Here is a 17,687-nt window from a genome sequence, read left to right as displayed (position 1 = left end):
CATGATCAAGGTCTCTGTGCAGCCCGCGTGTTCAAGTAGACGGCCCGCAGCGTCGTCGTGGCACAGATGAACAGCCGATTGCGCTTGATGCCACCAAACTCGACATTGGCGACGACCTCGCCAGTGAGGATCTTGCCAATCAGATCGCCCTCGGGCGTGTAGCAGTGCACCCCGTCCCCCGCCGAGGTCCAGATGTTGCCGTGGAGATCAACCCGGAACCCGTCGAAAAGCCCGGTGTCGCTGGTCGCAAAGATCTCGCCGCCGGACAGGCTGTCACCAGCGCCAACGGCAAAGCGACGGATATGTCGAGGACCATCCTCCACATGGGTGGCTCCGGTGTCCGCCACGTAGAGCAAGCTTTCATCTGGAGAAAACGCCAGACCGTTCGGCTTGACCATATCGGTGATCACCGCGGAGACGGCACCGCTGACCGGATCAATACGGTAGACGTAAGAGCCGTCGATCTCCGCCTCGGCCTTGTCGCCCTCATACTCGCTGTCGATCCCGTATGTGGGGTCGGTGAACCAGATCGAGCCATCCGATTTCACGACCACATCATTGGGCGAATTGAGGCGCTTGCCCTCGAACCGATCCGCAAGAATGGTGGTGGAGCCATCAACTTCGATCCGGCTGACACACCGCCCGCGATGCTCGCAGGAGACGAGCCGCCCGTCCCGATCCACCGTATGGCCGTTGTGATTGCGGCAGGGCCTGAGGAACTCCGACACAGCGCCGCTGGTCTCGTCATAGCGCAGCAGACGGTCGTTGGGGATATCGGACCAGATGAGATATTTGCCCGCCGCAAAATACGCCGGCCCCTCGGCCCAGCGTGTCCCGGTGTAGAGGGTCTCCAAATGCACATTGCCCATCGCATACCGCGTGAACCTCTTGTCGATCACTTCGAAGGCATCGGTGAGCATTGGCGGTTTCCCCCTAACTTGTGACCTTTTGTCCACGTCCGTAGACCAGTAGCATGACAATGATCACACTGCCGTAAATCACCTGTCGCCCGGATTCCGGCATCTGCATGATCGACAGAACCGAGTTGAGCAGGACGATCAGAATGACACCGATCAGCGTGCCGAGATAGCGCCCGCGCCCGCCGAGGATATGGGTGCCGCCGATCACCACGGCGGCAATGGCGGGCAGCAGGTAAGCGTCCCCCATGCCCTGATAGGCTTTCGTGGAGTAGCCCGCGAGCAGCGTACCGGAAAGGCCGGCCAGCATCCCGCAGAGGCAGAAGGCGGCGACAATCACCCAGCGTGTCGGCACGCCAGCGAGATAGGCTGCGGCCTCCTTGTTGCCGATGGCGTAGATGCTCTTGCCGACAGCGGTGCGCTGCAAGAGCAGCATGACGATGATCGACACGGCAGCCCAGACCATCAGCGCCACGGGAATGCCCAAGATCTTGCCGACGGCGAGATACTGCATGAGGTCGGTCGCCGCCGTCTGCGGGGCAAAGCCCCCGGTGTGCGCCACCATCAGGCCCCGCATCACCGCATTGACCCCAAGGGTGAAGATCATCGACGGGATCCGCAGATACGCCACCCCAAGCCCGTTCACCAGACCCACCAGGAGGCCAACGCCGAGACCCACAGGGATCGCCATGGGCCCGCCCACCGTCGTGGCCATCATCGCGCCCGCCGCGATGGTCCAGGGGATGGACAGATCAATGTGGCCCAGCAGGATCACCAACATCATCCCTGCGGCGACGATCCCCAGGAAGGCGCCGACCTGAAGTTGCTGCAGCAGGTACTCCGGCGACAGCAGCGTTGCCGTGCCCTGGGTGTAAAGCGTGTAGACCGTGCCGACGGCGAGGATCACAAGGATGAAGGCCGCGGACATGACAATGGGTTTGTCATCTTCGCCGAGCTTGAAGCGGGCGCGCGCGGTATCTTGCGGCAGGGACGTCATCGGAAGAGCTCCAGCGTGTTCTTGACCCGCAAGACCCGGAAGGCCCCCAGACTGACCGCGGCCAGCAAGACCACCCCTTCGAAGAGCGGCTGCATCAGCGGATCAATCTCGAAAATCCGGAAATTGAACGAGATGGTGCGCAGGATGAGCGCACCGAAGACGGACCCGATGGCGGTGCCGACGCCACCCAACAGCGAGGTGCCGCCGATGACAACCGCGGCGATGGAGTTGAGCGTATAGGCCCCCGCTTGCGGGATGTCGGCGTTGCCCGAAGAGGTTTGCAGCGTCAGGTACAGCCCACCGATGCCCGCAAAGAACCCGCCCAAGGTGAAGGCTGCGATCTTGGCGCGATCGATCGGCAGGCCCGACATATAGGCCGCGCCTTCGCCCGAGCCCACAGCATAGACCGTGCGCCCCGTCACCGACCGCGAGAACGGAAGCCAGATGAAAACCACAACCAGCACCAGCAGCACGAGCGGCACGGGGATCCAGGCAATGGGCTGAAACCACGTCGCTTCACCGTCCTGCGCATAGCCGTAGGTGGCGGCGATCTCGTAAAGATCGTTGGTCGCCGCCCACGACAGATCGTCGTCCACGTTACCACCCGGCGAGGGCCGCAGGAACAAGGCCAGTCCAAGGAAAATGGCCCCCGTGGCCAGCGTGGCGATGATCGGCTGAATACGCCCATAGACGACGATACAGCCGTTCACGAAGCCGCAGGCGGCCCCCGCCGCAAGGCTGACCCCCATCCCGAATGCCATCTGCGCCGGGCTGCCGTTCAGCAAATGGCTGGCGATGGTGTTGACCAGCGTCATGATCGCCCCCACTGACAGATCGAGCCCACCCATCAGCACCGGCACGGTCTGCGCCATGGCCACCATGGCGAGCGTAAACACTTCGTTGGAGTTCTGAATGAGCACGGCGACGGAAAAACCGCGCGGGTGGTTCATGTTGTAGAAGACATAGAACAGGATGAAGATCGCAATCGCGGTCAGCAAGGCCGCGTTCTGGGACAGCCGCACTCTTAGATCACTCATTCCGCCGCCTCATCCATCTTGAGCGCGGAGGCGATGATGTTGCGCTCGTTGATCTCATCGCCCTTCAGCTCCCGCACGATCTCGCCGTCATACATCACCGCGACACGGTCGCAGCAGCCGATCAGCTCTTCGTAATCCGTCGAGTAGTAGATCACCGACGCACCGGCTTCCGCGAGGCTGCGCAGCAGACGGTAAATCTCCTGCTTGGTGCCCACGTCGATGCCGCGTGTCGGATCATTCAGGAGAATGATCTTGGGGTCCGTCATGAGCCATTTGGCGATGACGACCTTTTGCTGGTTGCCGCCCGACAGTGTCGACACCGGATCGGAGCTTGACCCCACCTTGATCTGCATCCGTTGGATACCGTCCTCAACCGCAGCAGTCAGCGCGTCCTGATCGACGAACAGCCCGCGCGACAGCCGGTTCAGCGATGCAATCGTGAGGTTGTCGGCAATTGACATCGGCAGCATCAGCCCTTCGGTCTTGCGATCCTCCGGGATCAGGGCCAGATCGACGCCCGCTGCCTTCGCGTCTTGCGGGGAGGCGATGGTGACCTCTTTGCCCTGGACGGTGATCGTCCCGCTTGTGCCCTTGAGCACACCAAAGAGCCCCAGCAGCAGTTCCTTCTGCCCCTGCCCGTCCAGCCCGCCGAGCCCCACGATTTCGCCAGCGCCCACAGTCAGGTCAATGGACTTCAGCTTGCCCTCCCAAGAATATTTCTCAAGCTGCAACATGGGTTTGGTCGCCTCCGGTGGCGGCGGCTTGGGTGGGAAATGCGCGGTGATCTCCCGGCCGATCATCATCTGCACAATCTCGCCTTCCGATCGCGCGCCCTGCGCGAAGGTCTCGATATGCCGCCCATTGCGGAAGACCGAGCATTTGTCTGCAATGGCTTCGATCTCATGCATCCGGTGAGAAATCGTCAGGATCGAAATTCCATCCTCACGCAGACGTCGCAGGATGCCGAACACCGTGTCCACATCGGCCGAGGTCAGCGCAGAGGTCGCCTCATCGAGGATCAGAACGCTCGGATCCTTGGCCAGCGCCTTTGCAATCTCGACCATCTGCCTGCGCGACAAGGGCAGATCGCGCACGCGCGCCATCGGATTGACGTCTTCACACCCGATCCGCGCCAGCAGGTCTTCCGCGCGTCTGCGTTGGGCTTTCCGGTCGATCAGACCGAACCGCCGCGGCGGTTCGGCAATCGAGATATTGTCTGCCACCGAGAGATCGGGCAACAGCGAGAGCTCCTGGAAAATGCAGACGATCCCTTGGGCATTTGCTGCCGCCGGATGTGAGAAGCTTGTCGGAGTCCCATCGAGGCGAATTTCACCCTCGTCCGGCTGCACCACGCCCGACATGATCTTGATCAGCGTCGATTTGCCGGCTCCGTTCTCACCGAGGACCGCATGGACCGATCCGAGCTCGCAGGCGAAATCGACATTGTCGAGCGCCGTCACCCCGCCATAACGTTTGGTGACGCCGGTCAGTTGGACGTGCGCTTGCGCAGGCTCGCTTGGGGATGTCGACATGGAGCTCCCGAAACACTCAAAGGGACAAATGTACGGTGCCGAACCATGGCCCGGCACCGCCTTTCATGGTGTTATTCGAGGTTCTCCGCGTCGTTCGTCATGATCTCTCGCGCCGTGATGTTCACCCCGCAGGCAGGGAACTCGTTCACGGTGAAGAAGTTGTCCGTGAGATCCGGCCAGAAGTTCTTGCCCGCTTCCAGCTCGTCATAGCGTGTCGCAGGGATCGGGATCGAGATGAGCTGCGGCATGACCTGCCCATCAAGCGCTGCAAGGGCGGCCTTCATCGCGACCGAAACCATCCCTGGGGATTGGCCGATGGAAATCGCCTTCAGCCCGTTGTCCGCCTGCTCTGCGAGGATCTTGCGGAACCCGTTTTCGGCTTCACCGGCCAGTGGGACCATCGGGTGACCCGCATCCAGCATCGCGCGCACCGCGCCTGTGGTGCCTCCTTGGACAACCACGCCATCGAACTGGCTGTGCACGGCAATGGCATCCGCCGTCACTTTCTGCGCGGTGCCGTCATCCCAGTTTCCGACAACCTCGACGATATCCCAATTGCCGCCCGAGGCGTCCATGACCTCGTGGAAGCCGATGTTCCGGTCGCGGTCAACCGAGTTGCCCGGCAGGCCGCGGACCTCCAGGATCTTGCCTTCCGTCTTGTCACCAAGTTGCTCCAGCAGCCAGCGCCCGTACATGCGGCCCATCTCAAGCTGGTCCTTGTTGACCTGCATCACCTTGTCGGTGTCCAGCACGTTGTCGAACGGGACCAGCACCACGTCATTGCGATCCGCAAGGCGGATGACGCGGTCGAAGCCCTCGGGTGAAACCGCGATGGTCACGATCGCATCATACCCCTGGTTGATGAAATCCTCGATCGCGCCGAGCTGCGCGGCCACGTCTGTCCCGGTGGAGACAACCTTGAATTCCTCGATCTGAGCCGCGATGTCCGGCTGGGCGGCATAGGCTTTGGCGGTCTGGATCATCTGGATTCGCCAGGTGTTCCCGACGAAGCCATTGACGATGGCGATCTTGTGCGGCCCTTCCCGTTTCTCCCACTGGAAATAGCCAATCTCGTCATTCCACGGCGCAAAGCACCCTGGGTCAAATCCGGGACCCGAAACCTTGTTCGGGGCGCCAACGGCCGCACCGGCGGCCATCATCAATGCCAGTGCCGACGGGGCAATGGCGCGCTTTAAGCTAAACATTCTGTTTCCTCCACTTTGTATTGCTGGGCCTTATTCGCCCATTATTATTTTCGTATCGCAGCGCCGTGATCGGCGTCTGCTCAAATTTGCTTTTGACCGACGATAGCCGACTTTTGTTTCTTTGCAAGAAATTGGCAGGCCCGGCGTGACCAAGAACAGTCTCAGCAGCGCCGCTGGAGACGCGGCTCGGCTCAATGATGCGCGGCGGCTTGTTCTGCTGGTTCACCTGGCCCCAATCCATACGAATGCGAATGGCACTCGGGTCACCGCGGCCCGCTCTGCAGCAGCTCCCGCGGTGCATGGTGACAGCCTACTGCCTATTCCGCGACCAGGCCGTAGTTCGGGATCAGATGCGCCTCGGCCACATAGCCCTGGGCGTCGAGGGCCGCCCCCTTCGCAAAGGCCGCATCGATCGCAGGATCGCGGAACTGTGGACGCTTCTGGTGATCGCCCGACACGATGACAAGCGCCTCGACCACGGCGTCACTGGTGTTCTCAAGCGAGCGCACTACACCGGCGGGGATCGAAACCGTATCCCAACGGCCCAGATCGACGGCAACATCGCCCGTGTCGTTCATCGCCAGCCGGAGACCGGCGTCCCGAGGGATCACGACCATCTTCTCGGCCAAGGCAAACGCCGACACCTTTTGCCCCGGCGCCAGGCGCAGCCACTCCATCGAAAACCCATGCGGGTTCCGGATCCTGGCGACATGATCCCGGTTTTGCGTGATGCCATAGCCAATGACGGGTGCACTCTCGGCGCCACACCCATCGAGCCCGGCATCGATGAACGCCGGTCGGAAATCGCGGTCGGAGGTGGCCACGATGCGCGCGCGCATATCCTCGGGGCTGTAGTGCCGCAGCTTGGCCACGTCCTCATCCGGCATGGGCGCCATCCGCTGGTCCTCGCTCGGCACCGGGTCCCCCTGCGTGGTGTCGATGAGCTGGTTGTTCTTGGAGAGGTACAAGCCGAAATCGGCGGCCTCGCGGATGATCTCGGGGTGGAAAATGACACCGCCGGTGTTGTCGCCACCAAGGGCTGTGAACACCCACCCCTCGCCCGTGCCAGTGTTGGTGAAGCCACGGAAAATCCATGTGGGGACGGACAGGATATCGCCGGGGCGGCCGATGATCTCGTTTTCGCCGTTCGAGCCCCATCGGAAGGTGTATTCCCCGTCATAGACCATGAACACCTCGGCGGTGAAATGGATGTGCAGGTTGTTGGTGATCCCCGCGGGCATGGCCGCGGCCCCGATGTTGAAGCCATGCGCTTCGGGCAGGTTGATCACCTGCTCCGACGAGGAGGTCACGCCGGGGCCGATGATCGAATAGTTTTGTTTCAGATGCGATCCGGGCGTCCTGCAGTCGATGAACGCCACCGTGCAGGACCGGTAGTCGCTCCGCTTCACGTGCCGCGCGTTGGCTTCGGTCTGGGTCAGTCGGGTCATATCCAAACTCCTGTTTGTCTTCAATCCTGTCGGTCGGTGGTCACGCCGGTCGCGCTGCGCGTGTGCCCATGGGGCAGCCGGGCCGAGCCGCGCACGATCAGCTCACCCGCGATCTCGATCTTTTCGGGCGGTCTGTTATTGTCCTGGATCTCGGCCAGCAACAGGGCCACGGTCGCGTCGATCATCCGTTGCAGCGGTTGCCGGACCGTGGTGAGATCGAAAGTTTTCCAAGCTGCCATCGGTGCGTCGTCATATCCGATGACCGAGACGTCTTCGGGCACGCGCAGGCCGAGTTCCTCCCGTAAGACCTCGAGCGCGCCGAAGGCCATGTGGTCGTTGGCGACGAAGAGCGCATCGGGCGGCCTCGCGGTGTCGAACAGCCGGCGGACCTCATCCATCGCCACGTTTCGGCGGAAATGGCAGTCGGTGCAGGCAACCGGTTCCAGCCCCGCTGCCGCCATCGCGGCGAGGAACCCGGTTTTGCGGTCCACCCCGTTCAGGGCGTCGCGCCAGCCCGCAAGATGTGCGATGCGCTGATGTCCCGCCTCGATCAGAAAGGCGGTGGCCTGGCGGGCGCCTTCGGCATTCGACGCGGTGACCATGGAGGCCAGAGGGTCGCATTGACCGCGATTGAACAGAACGCAGGGAATGCCCGACTTTCGGACCCGCGAGACCAACTCGTTCGACAGGCTGATGCTGGCCAGGACGATCCCATCGACGCGGTCGGCCAGCAGATCGTCGACGATGACGTCCACCTCGTCCGACCGGTTGCCCGCAAAGTAGACGGTGACCGAATAGCCTTGTGCGTTCAGCGCCTTCGACAGCCGCTGCAACGCCTCTCCGAAAAAGCCGTTCTTCAAGTAGGCCAGGACAACTCCAATCCGGAAGGAGTTCCCCGAATTGAGCGAGCGCGCGACAAGATTGGGGATATACCCCAGCTCGCGCGCCGCGGCGCGCACGCGTTCCGCCTTGACAGGATCGACAGCGGTGGAGCGGTTGAAGACCCGGCTGACGGTCGGCTGGCTGACACCAGCTGCCTTCGCCACGTCACTTGCTGTCACCCGCGCCGATCCCATCTGATCAAATCCTGATCCGGTTTTCGGTCTCGGGATCGAAGAGGTAGAGGTGGTCTTCGTTCAGGCTGATCCCGACCACATCATTCTGATCCTTGCGCAGATGCCTATCCCCGCGCGCGATGACCCGTTGCCGACCCCATTGAACGGTCAGCAGCGTACTCTCGCCCGTGTTCTCGAAAGCGTAGATCTTCACGTCGATGTCGCCCTGCCCAGCCTCATGCACCTGCATGTCGTCTGCACGGACGCCCAGGATCGCCGCGTCCCGGTCTTGCGCATCTATCTTGACCAGGCGCGTCCCACCCGTGGTGACGAACATGCCATCCTTCACCGACCCGTCGATCAGGTTCATCGCGGGCGAGCCGATGAACCCGGCCACGAAAAGGTTGGCCGGATCGTTATAGATCTCGTCCGGCGTACCAAGCTGCTGGATCACGCCGTGCTTCATCACCGCCACCCGGTCGGCCAGCGTCATCGCCTCGATCTGGTCGTGCGTCACATAGACCGTCGTGATCTGCAATTCGCGGCTGAGGTGCTTCAGCTCTGCCCGCATGGTGACGCGCAGCTTGGCGTCGAGGTTCGACAGCGGCTCGTCCATCAGGAACACCTTCGGCGTTCTGACGATGGCGCGCGCCAGGGCAACACGCTGTCGCTGACCACCCGACAGCGCCTTGGGCTTGCGGTCGAGAAACTCGGTCAGCTCCACCTGTTCGGCGGCCTTTTCGACCCGCGGCCGGATGTCGGATTTGGCGACACCGCGCACCCTCAGCGGATAGGCAATGTTCTCGAAGATCGTCATATGCGGGTAGAGACCGTAGTTCTGAAACACCATGGCCACATCGCGATCCTTGGGCAGATCATCGTTGACCAGCCGATCCCCGATCCGGATCTCTCCCGCGGTGGGCTCTTCCAGCCCTGCGATCATCCGCATCGTCGTCGTCTTGCCGCATCCCGAGGGACCAAGCAGCACGAGGAACTCGCGATCCCTGATGTGCAGCGACTGATTGTCGACGCCGACGAAATCGCCCCAGCGTTTGGTCAGGTTATCGAGTCTGATCTCAGCCATCTTAGCGGACTGCTCCCATGGTCATGCCTTGCACGAAGTACTTCCGGATCATCAGGGCGAGCACGAACATCGGCGCCATGATGATGATGCCCGCCGCCGAGAGCAGGTTCCAAAGATCGCCCTCTTCACCTTTGAACAGCGCAAGCCCGATGGGCAGCGTGACCGCGTTCTTGTTGGTGAGGATCAGCGCAAAGAGAAACTCGTTCCAGGCGATGATGAAACAGAAGATGGCACTGGTCAGCAGGCCCGGCGCCGCCATCGGCAGCACGATGTTGCGGATCACCTGCAGACGCGAGGAGCCATCGACCATCGCCGCCTCTTCGGTGTCCATCGGAATGCCGTCGATGAAGCCCTTGATCATCCAGATCGCAAACGGCATCACGATGGCGAGGTTCACCAGGATCAGCCCGACACGCGTGTCCAAGAGCCCGATGTCCCGGAACATGACGAAGAACGGCAGGATGATCACCACCGCCGGCACGAATTGCGTGGCCAGGATGATCACCAGCATCATCGTCTCGCCCCGCATGCTGAACCGGCTGAAGGAATAGGCGGCAAGCGTGGCAACCGGGATCGCGATGATCACCGTCACCAGAGCCACCACGGTGGAGTTGAAGAGCTTTTCGCCCAACCGGTAAGGATCGTCGAAGACGATGCCGAAGTTCTCAAGCGTCGGGGTGAAGAACAGTTTCAGCTGATAGACATCGACATGCGTTTTGAACGCAGCGAGGAAGATCCAGAGGATCGGGACCAGCATGATGAACATGGCGATGAGGATCAGAGCCGTCTGAACGGCAGCCCAAAGCTGCTTTCTTTGTCTGCCCGTCACGGCTCAGCCCTTCCGAAACACGAATTTGGCATAGGCGTAGGTGAGGAAGATCATCGGGATCACCATCAGCCAGGCGACCGCGGCCGAATAGCCGATCTGCCCGTATTTCATGCCGTTGAAATAGATGTAGTGGCTCAGCGTCTGGGTCGCTGTGCCCGGGCCGCCGTTCGTCAGCATGAACACCTGGTCGAAGGTCTTCAGGCTGAAGATCGACTTCAGGATGATCACCACCGCCAGCACCGGGCCCAGCTGCGGCAAGGTCACGTCCCGGAAGACACGCCAGCCGCTCGCCCCGTCGACCTGTGCGGCTTCGATGGTATCGCGCGGCACACTGGCCAGCCCGCCGATCAGCACCAGCGTAAGAAACGGAATCCAGCCCCAGACATCGGCCATCACCACCACGGCAAAGGCGAGGGTCGGATCCGCGAGCCAGCTCACATCCGCCAGCGGCGGGATCAGCACGCCGAAGAAAGCATCGAAGAGGCCGAACTCGGGGTTGAACATGAACCGGAACGACACACCGATCAGGGCCGGTGACATGGCGAACGGCAGAATGAGCAGCGTCTGCGCCGAACTTCTCAGCCGCCCGCCCGGAGCAAGCAGAAGCGCCAGCCCCAGGGCCAGGATCGTGGTCAGCCCAACCGTGAGGGTCGTGTAGACCGCGGTCACCCAGACCGAGTTCCAGAAGGCGGGCTCTTCCAGAAACGCCCAAGCGTAGTTTTCCCATCCCAGGTACTGGTCCAGCGACCCCGGACGGTTCAATCGACCAACCGTGAAGGACAGGCGCGCTGCCTCGATCAGAGGCCAGATCGCCGTTGCAAACACAACCACGACCGCAGGCAGGACAAGAAGGTACTTCAGTGTGTTGTCGCGCATGAGACGCACTCCGCTGACGGACGAGTAGTTCGGCGGGTAGAGCGCGGTCTGGCGCGCCTCACCCTCTGTCGGGTCCCTAAGTCAGGATCAAAGACGCCCCGCGCGGCGCAGCGCCTTGTCCGCCCGCTCGGCCGCCTCCGTCATCAGGGTCTCAACATCGCCCCCCGCTGCGGCTTCCGCGATGGCCGCCGAGAGGATATCGCCGATCTCGGGCCACTCCGCGATCTGTGGCATGATGTCGGACTCCTTCAGGCTGTCCCAGGCTGCCGACTGGATGCCGTCATTGGCCGCGTTCACCTCCGGGTCCTGCAGCGACGAGATATGCGTCACCACATTGTTGACGATGGTCTTGCCGCCGACATCGCGCTCGATGGCGTTGGCCTTGTCCATCTCCGGGTTGGACAGCCATTTCAGGAATTCCCACGCGGCGTCCTGGTTCTGCGAATACTCGGAAATCGAAAACGGCATCGAGATCGCATAGGTCTTGGTCTTGCCCTGATAGGAGGGCATGCCGGTGAAGCCGACCTGCTCCTTCGTCAGCGTCGAGCTGTCGGGGTTGTAGAAGCCCGAATAAGCCCACCACCACACCGGGATCATCGCCGATTTGCCCTGCATGAACGACTGGCGCGCGTCCTGCTCGACGAAGGCAAGGCTGTTCGGGTTCGTGACCTGATGCTCGGTGTGCAGCGCGATGTAATCCTTGGTCGCCTGGATCCCGGCCTCCGAGGCCCAGGCCGCGCTGCCGTCTTCGTTGAAGATATCAGCCCCCGCGGCCCAGAGGAAATTGATCCAGATAAACAGGTTCTGACGGTTGCCGTCGTTGTTGTAGTAAAGTGCGAGCGGCGCGATATCGGGGTTGCTCTCCTTCAACTCCTTGCCGATGCGGATCACGTCGTCCCAGGTCTCGGGTGGCTCCGGGATCAGATCCTTGCGATAGAACATCAGCTGCGGGTGCGCCCGCAGCGGGAAGCCGAGCGTTTCGCCCTCAAACTGCGCAGAGCGCGCGAAGGCCGCCGGATAGCGATCCATGCTGATGCCGTCCCGTGCCATCAGATCGTCGATGCGTTTGAGCCAATGCGCGTTCGGCGGCCCCCAGCTGTCCAGATAATTCACCACGTCGAAGGTGCCATTCGCCGCCACGCCCTCGGCGTTGATCTTTTCCTGAAGCGAGCCGAAGGGGATGAACGTCCATTCCAGCTCGATGCCGGTCAGTTCGGTGAATTCCTCATCGCGCAACATCAGGCCGTCGAACTGGGGCGTGACCACGCTCAGGATGTTCAGCTTGGTGCCCTCGAACGGCTTGCCGGGCAGCAGGTTGTAGGTCTCCAGATGACCGTCCGCCAGAGCCACGATCGGCGACAGGGCCATCGCGGCGCCCACCGCGACTGAGGCCAGGAATGTTCTTTTGCGCATGTGTTCCTCCCATTGCGACATGTCCCTCAATTCGGTATACGGCATTGTGAATACGTATTCAACGCTGATGAATTGGCAGTCTTTCGGCAGATCCGCGAAAGGTTACCGGCCGGACGGAAGGGCATGGACGTGAGACAGAACAAGCTCCGAGAGATGGTCGCGGCCAAGAAGCCAATCCTGAATGCATGGCTCTCCATCCCGTCGGGCTACCTTGCGGAAGGCGCCGGCCATCAGGGCTTTCACAGCATCACCATCGATCTGCAACATGGCATGATCGGCTTTGAAACCGCAGTCGCGATGCTGCAGGCGATATCCGCAACACCTGCAACCCCGTTGGTCCGGGCGCCGTCGCTCGATCCGGCGGCGATCATGCAGCTTCTGGATGCAGGCGCCTATGGGGTTGTCTGCCCGATGATCTCGACACGCGCGCAAGCCGAAGAGCTTGTGGCCGCCTGCCGCTATCCCCCGGACGGTGCGCGTTCCTTCGGCCCGGCGCGCGGCAAGCTCTACGGCGGCCCCGACTACTTCGATGCGGCGAACCGCGAGATCCTTGCAATCCCGATGATCGAAACGGCCGAAGCGGTCGAAAACATCAGTGACATCCTCTCGGTCCCGGGCGTCGACATGATATACATAGGCCCAAATGACTTGGCCCTCGATCTGGGCGAGGCGCCGGGCGCGGAACTGCGCGAGAGCACCACGTCGACGACAATCGCGCAGATACTGGACCGGGCCAGATCCGCCAAGGTTGCGACAGGTATCTTCTGCAGCGACGGAGATCTGGCCAGGCGCCGCCTGGCCGAAGGGTTCGACCTTGTCACACCGGGCAACGACTTCGGCGTCCTGATGTCGGCACTGCAGCGCGAGATCGAGAAAAGCCTCTCCTGACGGACCTGGCCCGGCTTATTGAAGTCGGGATCTCGCAGTGGTGGCGCAGCTCGGACGGATGCCCCGCCCCTCCTCACAAACCGATCATCACCCGCAAAGCCGCGACCGGACCGCGCGATGTCGCTTGAGGTTGCGATACTCGAAGTGGGTCGGTGGACGGAAGACCTCCTTCGTCCGCCTCTCGGGAAAGCGCAGCTGTCCGCGCCAGGACACAATCAGACGCTGGGTCTCCACACTCGGAAACACGAGCTCGATCTCATTGCCGACGGGCAAGCGAAGGTCCTCCGACCGGACGGTCTGGCACAGCAGCCGCTCTGAGGTCTGCGCCTGCGCCATCTGTCCGGGCGCCGCCGTGGACAGGTCGATGATGTGCCCGGCCTTGATGCCCGGGTTGCGGATTTCGAAGGTGAGCGGCGCCTCCAGCTCGAAGTGCTCGGTGAGCGCGCCGGGGCCAAAGAGCTCTCGCTCGTCCTGCCAGACCCGGCCCGCGGCGAAGCGCACCCGGTACACGCCCGGCGGCACGAGCACATTGAAGAAAGCGCCGCCCTCGATGTAGGCCGCCAAGGCCTCGGCGCCGGTCTCGTTGTCGATCAGCGTCAGGACATAGTCCCGCCCGGCCCGCGATTTGACCTGCAACGGAAAAACGGCCGGCAGGCCCGTCCGGTTCCACATCAGGCCTGCGGGCTGCGCCAGGGGCGTTTGGTCTGCCAGCTGGTCAGCTGCAAGCGCGGGTGGACTGCACCAGCCGAACAGGGCAAAGACAAGGACAAAGCTGAGATAGGTGGTCGGTCGAGGCATACGTGAGTGTCCCACATCGGCGATCCGATTTCATCCCTCATCAACGCCCCGCGGTCTTCACCTCCGAGTGATCGCGACGGACTTTTCTCAGCGGGCTCCGATGCGCGCTGCGGTGCCGCCGTCCGGCAGGTTGGCGCCCCGGAGAGCCGTCTAATTGGGCGCACGGTATGATTCCAAGCGTCCGCGTTCGGAAGCGAAATGCAAGTGATGTTGAACTTTAAAATCGACTCTGAAATATATGAATAAATTACATTTATTTGGATTGCGTGACTCGCTTGACCTACCATCGCACGGCTGACCCATGTCATGCCAAGGTCAGACAGGGGATGCTAGTCTTCTTGGCATGACGGACCCAGACCCGATCCCATGGTTGCTCGCGGGTGATCCTGCGATCCAGTATCAGACCCACCGCGATCTTCTCGGTGTGGACCGCCCCGACATTCGGGCGCGGATCGCGACCGAGGGCTGGGGCGCCGCGTTTCTCGCTGCGCGCCACGCCGACGGTTCCTGGGGTGAGGGCTTCTATCGGCCGAAATGGACCTGCACGCACTACACGCTGCTGGACCTGAGGCTGCTGGGCCTGGCGCCGGATCACCCGCAGGCCCGCGACAGCATTCGCCGCCTTCTGGCCGACGGAAAAGGCCCGGATGGCGGTCTGCTCTGCGCGCCGGAGGACCGGGCGAGCGATGTCTGCGTCAACGGGATGGTGCTCAACTATGCAAGCTACTTCCGCACGCCCGAGACGCTGCTGCGCTCGGTGGTCGATGCGCTGCTGGCCCAGCACATGCCGGACGGCGGGTTCAACTGCCGCAGCAACCGCTCCGGCGCGCGGCACAGCTCGCTGCACTCCACGCTGTCGGTTCTGGAAGGGATCCAAAGCTATCAGGCCGGAGGCTATGGCTACCGTCAGAAGGCTCTGCAAGAGACCGCCGCGCAGGCACGCGACTTTGTCCTCCAGCACCGGTTCTACAAATCCGACCGCACCGGCCGGATCATTCGGGACGATTTCCTGCGCCTCTCAGTCCCGCCGCGCTGGTGCTATAACATCCTGCGCGGCCTCGATCATTTTCGCGAGGCCGGTGCACCCTACGACGCGCGGATGGGTGATGCCCTTGAGGTGCTGGTCTCAAAACGCAGGCGTGATGGGCGATGGCCGGTGCAGGCGGCACGGCCGGGGCAAACCCATGTGCGGATGGAACACCCCCGCAAGGCGAGCCGGTGGGTGACGCTGATGGCGCTCCGGGTTCTTGGCACCTACCCCATGCATTGATCGGCAAGACAGCCTGCGTTCGGCCGATCCCGGACGCCCCTGCCCCGCGACTTCCGTCGCGCTCTATCGCCCCATGATCCGCTTGCGCCGGTCGGCCATGCGGTCGTTTGCCTCGACCGTGCCATCGTGAAAGGTGCCCATCCACTTGTCCCACGGGATCTCTAGACTGCCGTAATTGCACTCGAAGTACCGGTGGTGCATCTGGTGGTGGAAGGTGCCCAGGTTCAGCCGGTTCTTGTCCTTGATCAGCAGGCCCTGGTAGCCCGTATGCGTGCTCATGGCTGTCAGGAAATAGTACTGCAGATGGAACAGGATATGCACCGGATGCGCGCCGATGAGAAGATGGATGAACACGGATCCGAGGAAGATCATCTGCTCGATCGGGTGCATCGACATGCCGGACCAGGGGCCAACGTTGATGTTGCGGTGATGCAAGTAGTGGATGTGCCGGTAGAGGACCGGGATGTGGATCAGACGGTGAATACAGTAGAAGTAGAAGCTCTCCCATACCGGGATAAGGAGGAAGAGCGCGATGAACCAGACCGGATGGGCGGCCCAGGTCAGCAGCGGCATATGGCCGTTCGCCAGCGCCCAGAAGAGGATCACCTCATAGGCCGTCCAGATCAGCACGCCGGGGCCCAGCGTCCAGAACATATTGTCGCGCACCTGCCCGCCGAGCGTGAATTGCTTGCCGTTCACCATCAGCGGGCGCGGATCGTACTTGAGCGCCTGTCCTTGCGCCGAGAAGGTGTAGAACCACAGGTGCAACGCGCCGCCCACGGCCAGAGCAAGGACGAGATTGCGCAGGTACATCTGGGCGATCCATCCGACGGCGAAGGTTTTCGTCTCCTCCAGCGGAGGCTGAAACCAGATCAGGCTTGCCCAGGCGAGACCGAGGATGATCAGCTTCTCGGAGATCAGCGCCCAGGAATTCCAGACCCACTTGACCATCTCGACCGGGTTCGGCGGCCAGATGAAGAAGGGGGATACCTTCAACGGCACCTCCGGCATGTGATTCCAGCCCTTCAACCCCGTGTCAGACATGCCGCAACCCCTTGTGACGCCCGAGAAGAGTTTGACATATCGGGCATCCTGCGAAAAACAGAATTAAACGACTTATTACATCTGATTTTGCGAGGTTCGGTGGCGATATCTCTGAAGTCCATGCGCTATTTCACCTGCGCGCTGTCTCACGGCAGCATCTCTCGCGCCGCCGAGGAATTGAATGTGGCCGCCTCGGCCATCTCGGCGGCCATCGATCAGATCGAAGCGCAGTTCCAACTCAAGCTCGTCAACCGGTTCCGGGCGCGAGGCATCTCGGCCACGGCGAGCGGGCGTGCCCTCGCGCGCAAGTTCGCCCACCTGCTGGAGGAATATGAGGCGGTGCTCGCCGAGGGCTCGGATCTGAAACATGCGCTGACGGGATCGCTGCGCATCGGCTATTACGCGCCTGTCGCACCCGCCTTCCTCCCCGAGATCCTGTCAACGCTTGCAACGACCGAAGCCGCGCCAACGATCCATCTGGAGGAATGCAACAACGACCGGGCGCAGGCCGGGCTGCTGGCCGGTGACTTCGATGCGATCCTATTCGTCCCCGACGCTGTTCCGCCTCAGGTCGACTTCGAGGTGCTGATCGAGGCGCCGGCCTATTGTCTCTGCTCTGCCGCGCATCCTCTGGCGCAGCAGGATGCCGTCGATTTGCGGCAGCTCGGCGGCGAACCCGTGATCGTGCTGAACCGCCCTGTCGCGGTCGATTACTATCGGCAACTCCTGGAGGCTGCGGGCCAGAACCCGGCAACGCTCGCCTATGCGAATTCCAGCGAGATGGTGCGCAGCCTCGTCGGGGCTGGCCATGGATGCGCCATACTCAACATGCGCCCGGCCCTCGATATCAGTTATGCGGGGCAAGCGCTGGCAGCGCGGCCCATTCGCGACCCCTTGCCATCGCTGTCGCTCGCCGTGGGCTATGACAGATCCAACCCGCGACGCGTGGTGACGCGTTTCGTCGATGCCTGCCGAGCCTATTTTCGCGAGGGCGCTGGCGCCGCGCTCGTTGTGACAGGGCGAGAGCCGGCGCCACGATGATGTGCGGCTTCATCGGCACCGGCGCCCCTTTTTCCTGAGCCGCGCGAGCCGTTTGCGCCCATCTTTGAGGACATGCCGCTGCGGTTTTGCGCAACGAGAGGGCTGATCTTCGCCAGTTTGCGACGTCGCAGCGGTGCGCAGTTTGACGGTTTTCTTCCGAAAAACAGGTCGATCTTCCGGAAATCTTCAAAAGTCGGAGAATATTTCCGCGTCGTTTTCTTCAAAATGCAGAATACTGGCCTGTCAGCCGCCT

16 protein-coding genes are annotated in these 17,687 nt (G+C 62.2%); 3 read left to right on the top strand and 13 right to left on the bottom strand.

What is annotated here, in order from left to right; translation table 11 throughout:
* Positions 1-5 precede the first annotated feature (5 nt).
* The 11 genes from MUB52_RS11715 to MUB52_RS11665 all read right to left on the bottom strand — a co-directional run bounded on the left by MUB52_RS11715 (position 6) and on the right by MUB52_RS11665 (position 12,393).
* A complete protein-coding gene (locus MUB52_RS11715) occupies positions 6-920 on the bottom strand; it encodes an SMP-30/gluconolactonase/LRE family protein (protein ID WP_263844410.1) in 915 nt (304 codons plus the stop codon).
* Between the two features lie 13 nt (positions 921-933).
* On the bottom strand, positions 934-1,914 hold the full coding sequence (locus MUB52_RS11710) for an ABC transporter permease (RefSeq protein ID WP_263844409.1): 981 nt from the start codon (positions 1,912-1,914) through the stop codon (positions 934-936).
* Positions 1,911-2,951: an ABC transporter permease gene (locus MUB52_RS11705; RefSeq protein ID WP_263844408.1), complete on the bottom strand. Its 1,041-nt coding sequence runs from the start codon at positions 2,949-2,951 to the stop codon at positions 1,911-1,913. Before MUB52_RS11705 ends, MUB52_RS11710 begins: the two co-directional genes overlap by 4 nt.
* Positions 2,948-4,483: a sugar ABC transporter ATP-binding protein gene (locus tag MUB52_RS11700; RefSeq protein WP_263844407.1), complete on the bottom strand. Its 1,536-nt coding sequence runs from the start codon at positions 4,481-4,483 to the stop codon at positions 2,948-2,950. Before MUB52_RS11700 ends, MUB52_RS11705 begins: the two co-directional genes overlap by 4 nt.
* A 71-nt stretch (positions 4,484-4,554) precedes the next feature.
* Positions 4,555-5,688, bottom strand: a complete 1,134-nt coding sequence (locus tag MUB52_RS11695) for a sugar ABC transporter substrate-binding protein (RefSeq protein WP_263844406.1) — start codon at positions 5,686-5,688, stop codon at positions 4,555-4,557.
* Positions 5,689-6,005: 317 nt separating this feature from the next.
* A complete protein-coding gene (locus MUB52_RS11690) occupies positions 6,006-7,136 on the bottom strand; it encodes a cupin domain-containing protein (RefSeq protein WP_263844405.1) in 1,131 nt (376 codons plus the stop codon).
* A 20-nt stretch (positions 7,137-7,156) separates the two neighbouring features.
* Positions 7,157-8,212, bottom strand: a complete 1,056-nt coding sequence (locus tag MUB52_RS11685) for a LacI family DNA-binding transcriptional regulator (RefSeq protein WP_263844404.1) — start codon at positions 8,210-8,212, stop codon at positions 7,157-7,159.
* Positions 8,213-8,216: 4 nt separating this feature from the next.
* Positions 8,217-9,275: an ABC transporter ATP-binding protein gene (locus tag MUB52_RS11680; RefSeq protein ID WP_263844403.1), complete on the bottom strand. Its 1,059-nt coding sequence runs from the start codon at positions 9,273-9,275 to the stop codon at positions 8,217-8,219.
* Position 9,276: 1 nt separating this feature from the next.
* Positions 9,277-10,104, bottom strand: coding sequence for a carbohydrate ABC transporter permease (locus tag MUB52_RS11675; protein ID WP_263844402.1), 828 nt, complete (start codon positions 10,102-10,104; stop codon positions 9,277-9,279).
* Between the two features lie 3 nt (positions 10,105-10,107).
* The gene (locus tag MUB52_RS11670; RefSeq protein ID WP_263844401.1) at positions 10,108-10,980 is read right to left on the bottom strand and encodes a carbohydrate ABC transporter permease; all 873 of its coding nucleotides are present in this window, start codon (positions 10,978-10,980) and stop codon (positions 10,108-10,110) included.
* Positions 10,981-11,067: 87 nt separating this feature from the next.
* Positions 11,068-12,393 carry an ABC transporter substrate-binding protein gene (locus MUB52_RS11665; RefSeq protein ID WP_263844400.1) on the bottom strand — a complete coding sequence of 442 codons (1,326 nt, stop codon included), beginning with the start codon at positions 12,391-12,393 and terminating at the stop codon, positions 11,068-11,070.
* A 123-nt stretch (positions 12,394-12,516) separates the two neighbouring features.
* On the opposite strand from MUB52_RS11665, the gene MUB52_RS11660 reads away from it, so the two are divergent.
* Positions 12,517-13,281: an HpcH/HpaI aldolase family protein gene (locus MUB52_RS11660; RefSeq protein ID WP_263844399.1), complete on the top strand. Its 765-nt coding sequence runs from the start codon at positions 12,517-12,519 to the stop codon at positions 13,279-13,281.
* An 87-nt stretch (positions 13,282-13,368) separates the two neighbouring features.
* On the opposite strand, the gene MUB52_RS11655 is transcribed toward MUB52_RS11660, so the two are convergent.
* Positions 13,369-14,079, bottom strand: coding sequence for a hypothetical protein (locus MUB52_RS11655; RefSeq protein ID WP_263844398.1), 711 nt, complete (start codon positions 14,077-14,079; stop codon positions 13,369-13,371).
* 343 nt (positions 14,080-14,422) lie between these two features.
* On the opposite strand from MUB52_RS11655, the gene MUB52_RS11650 reads away from it, so the two are divergent.
* On the top strand, positions 14,423-15,349 hold the full coding sequence (locus tag MUB52_RS11650; RefSeq protein ID WP_263844397.1) for a hypothetical protein: 927 nt from the start codon (positions 14,423-14,425) through the stop codon (positions 15,347-15,349).
* Between the two features lie 63 nt (positions 15,350-15,412).
* On the opposite strand, the gene MUB52_RS11645 is transcribed toward MUB52_RS11650, so the two are convergent.
* Complete coding sequence (locus MUB52_RS11645; RefSeq protein ID WP_263844396.1) at positions 15,413-16,393, bottom strand: sterol desaturase family protein; 981 nt, start codon at positions 16,391-16,393, stop codon at positions 15,413-15,415.
* Between the two features lie 99 nt (positions 16,394-16,492).
* On the opposite strand from MUB52_RS11645, the gene MUB52_RS11640 reads away from it, so the two are divergent.
* A complete protein-coding gene (locus tag MUB52_RS11640; protein ID WP_263844395.1) occupies positions 16,493-17,434 on the top strand; it encodes a LysR family transcriptional regulator in 942 nt (313 codons plus the stop codon).
* Positions 17,435-17,687 lie beyond the last annotated feature (253 nt).

The sequence above is a fragment of the Roseobacter sinensis genome, from assembly GCF_025755255.1.
GTDB lineage: Bacteria > Pseudomonadota > Alphaproteobacteria > Rhodobacterales > Rhodobacteraceae > Roseobacter > Roseobacter sinensis.
Note: the sequence above shows the minus strand (reverse complement) of the source record. Positions and strands in the feature narration are given on the sequence as shown.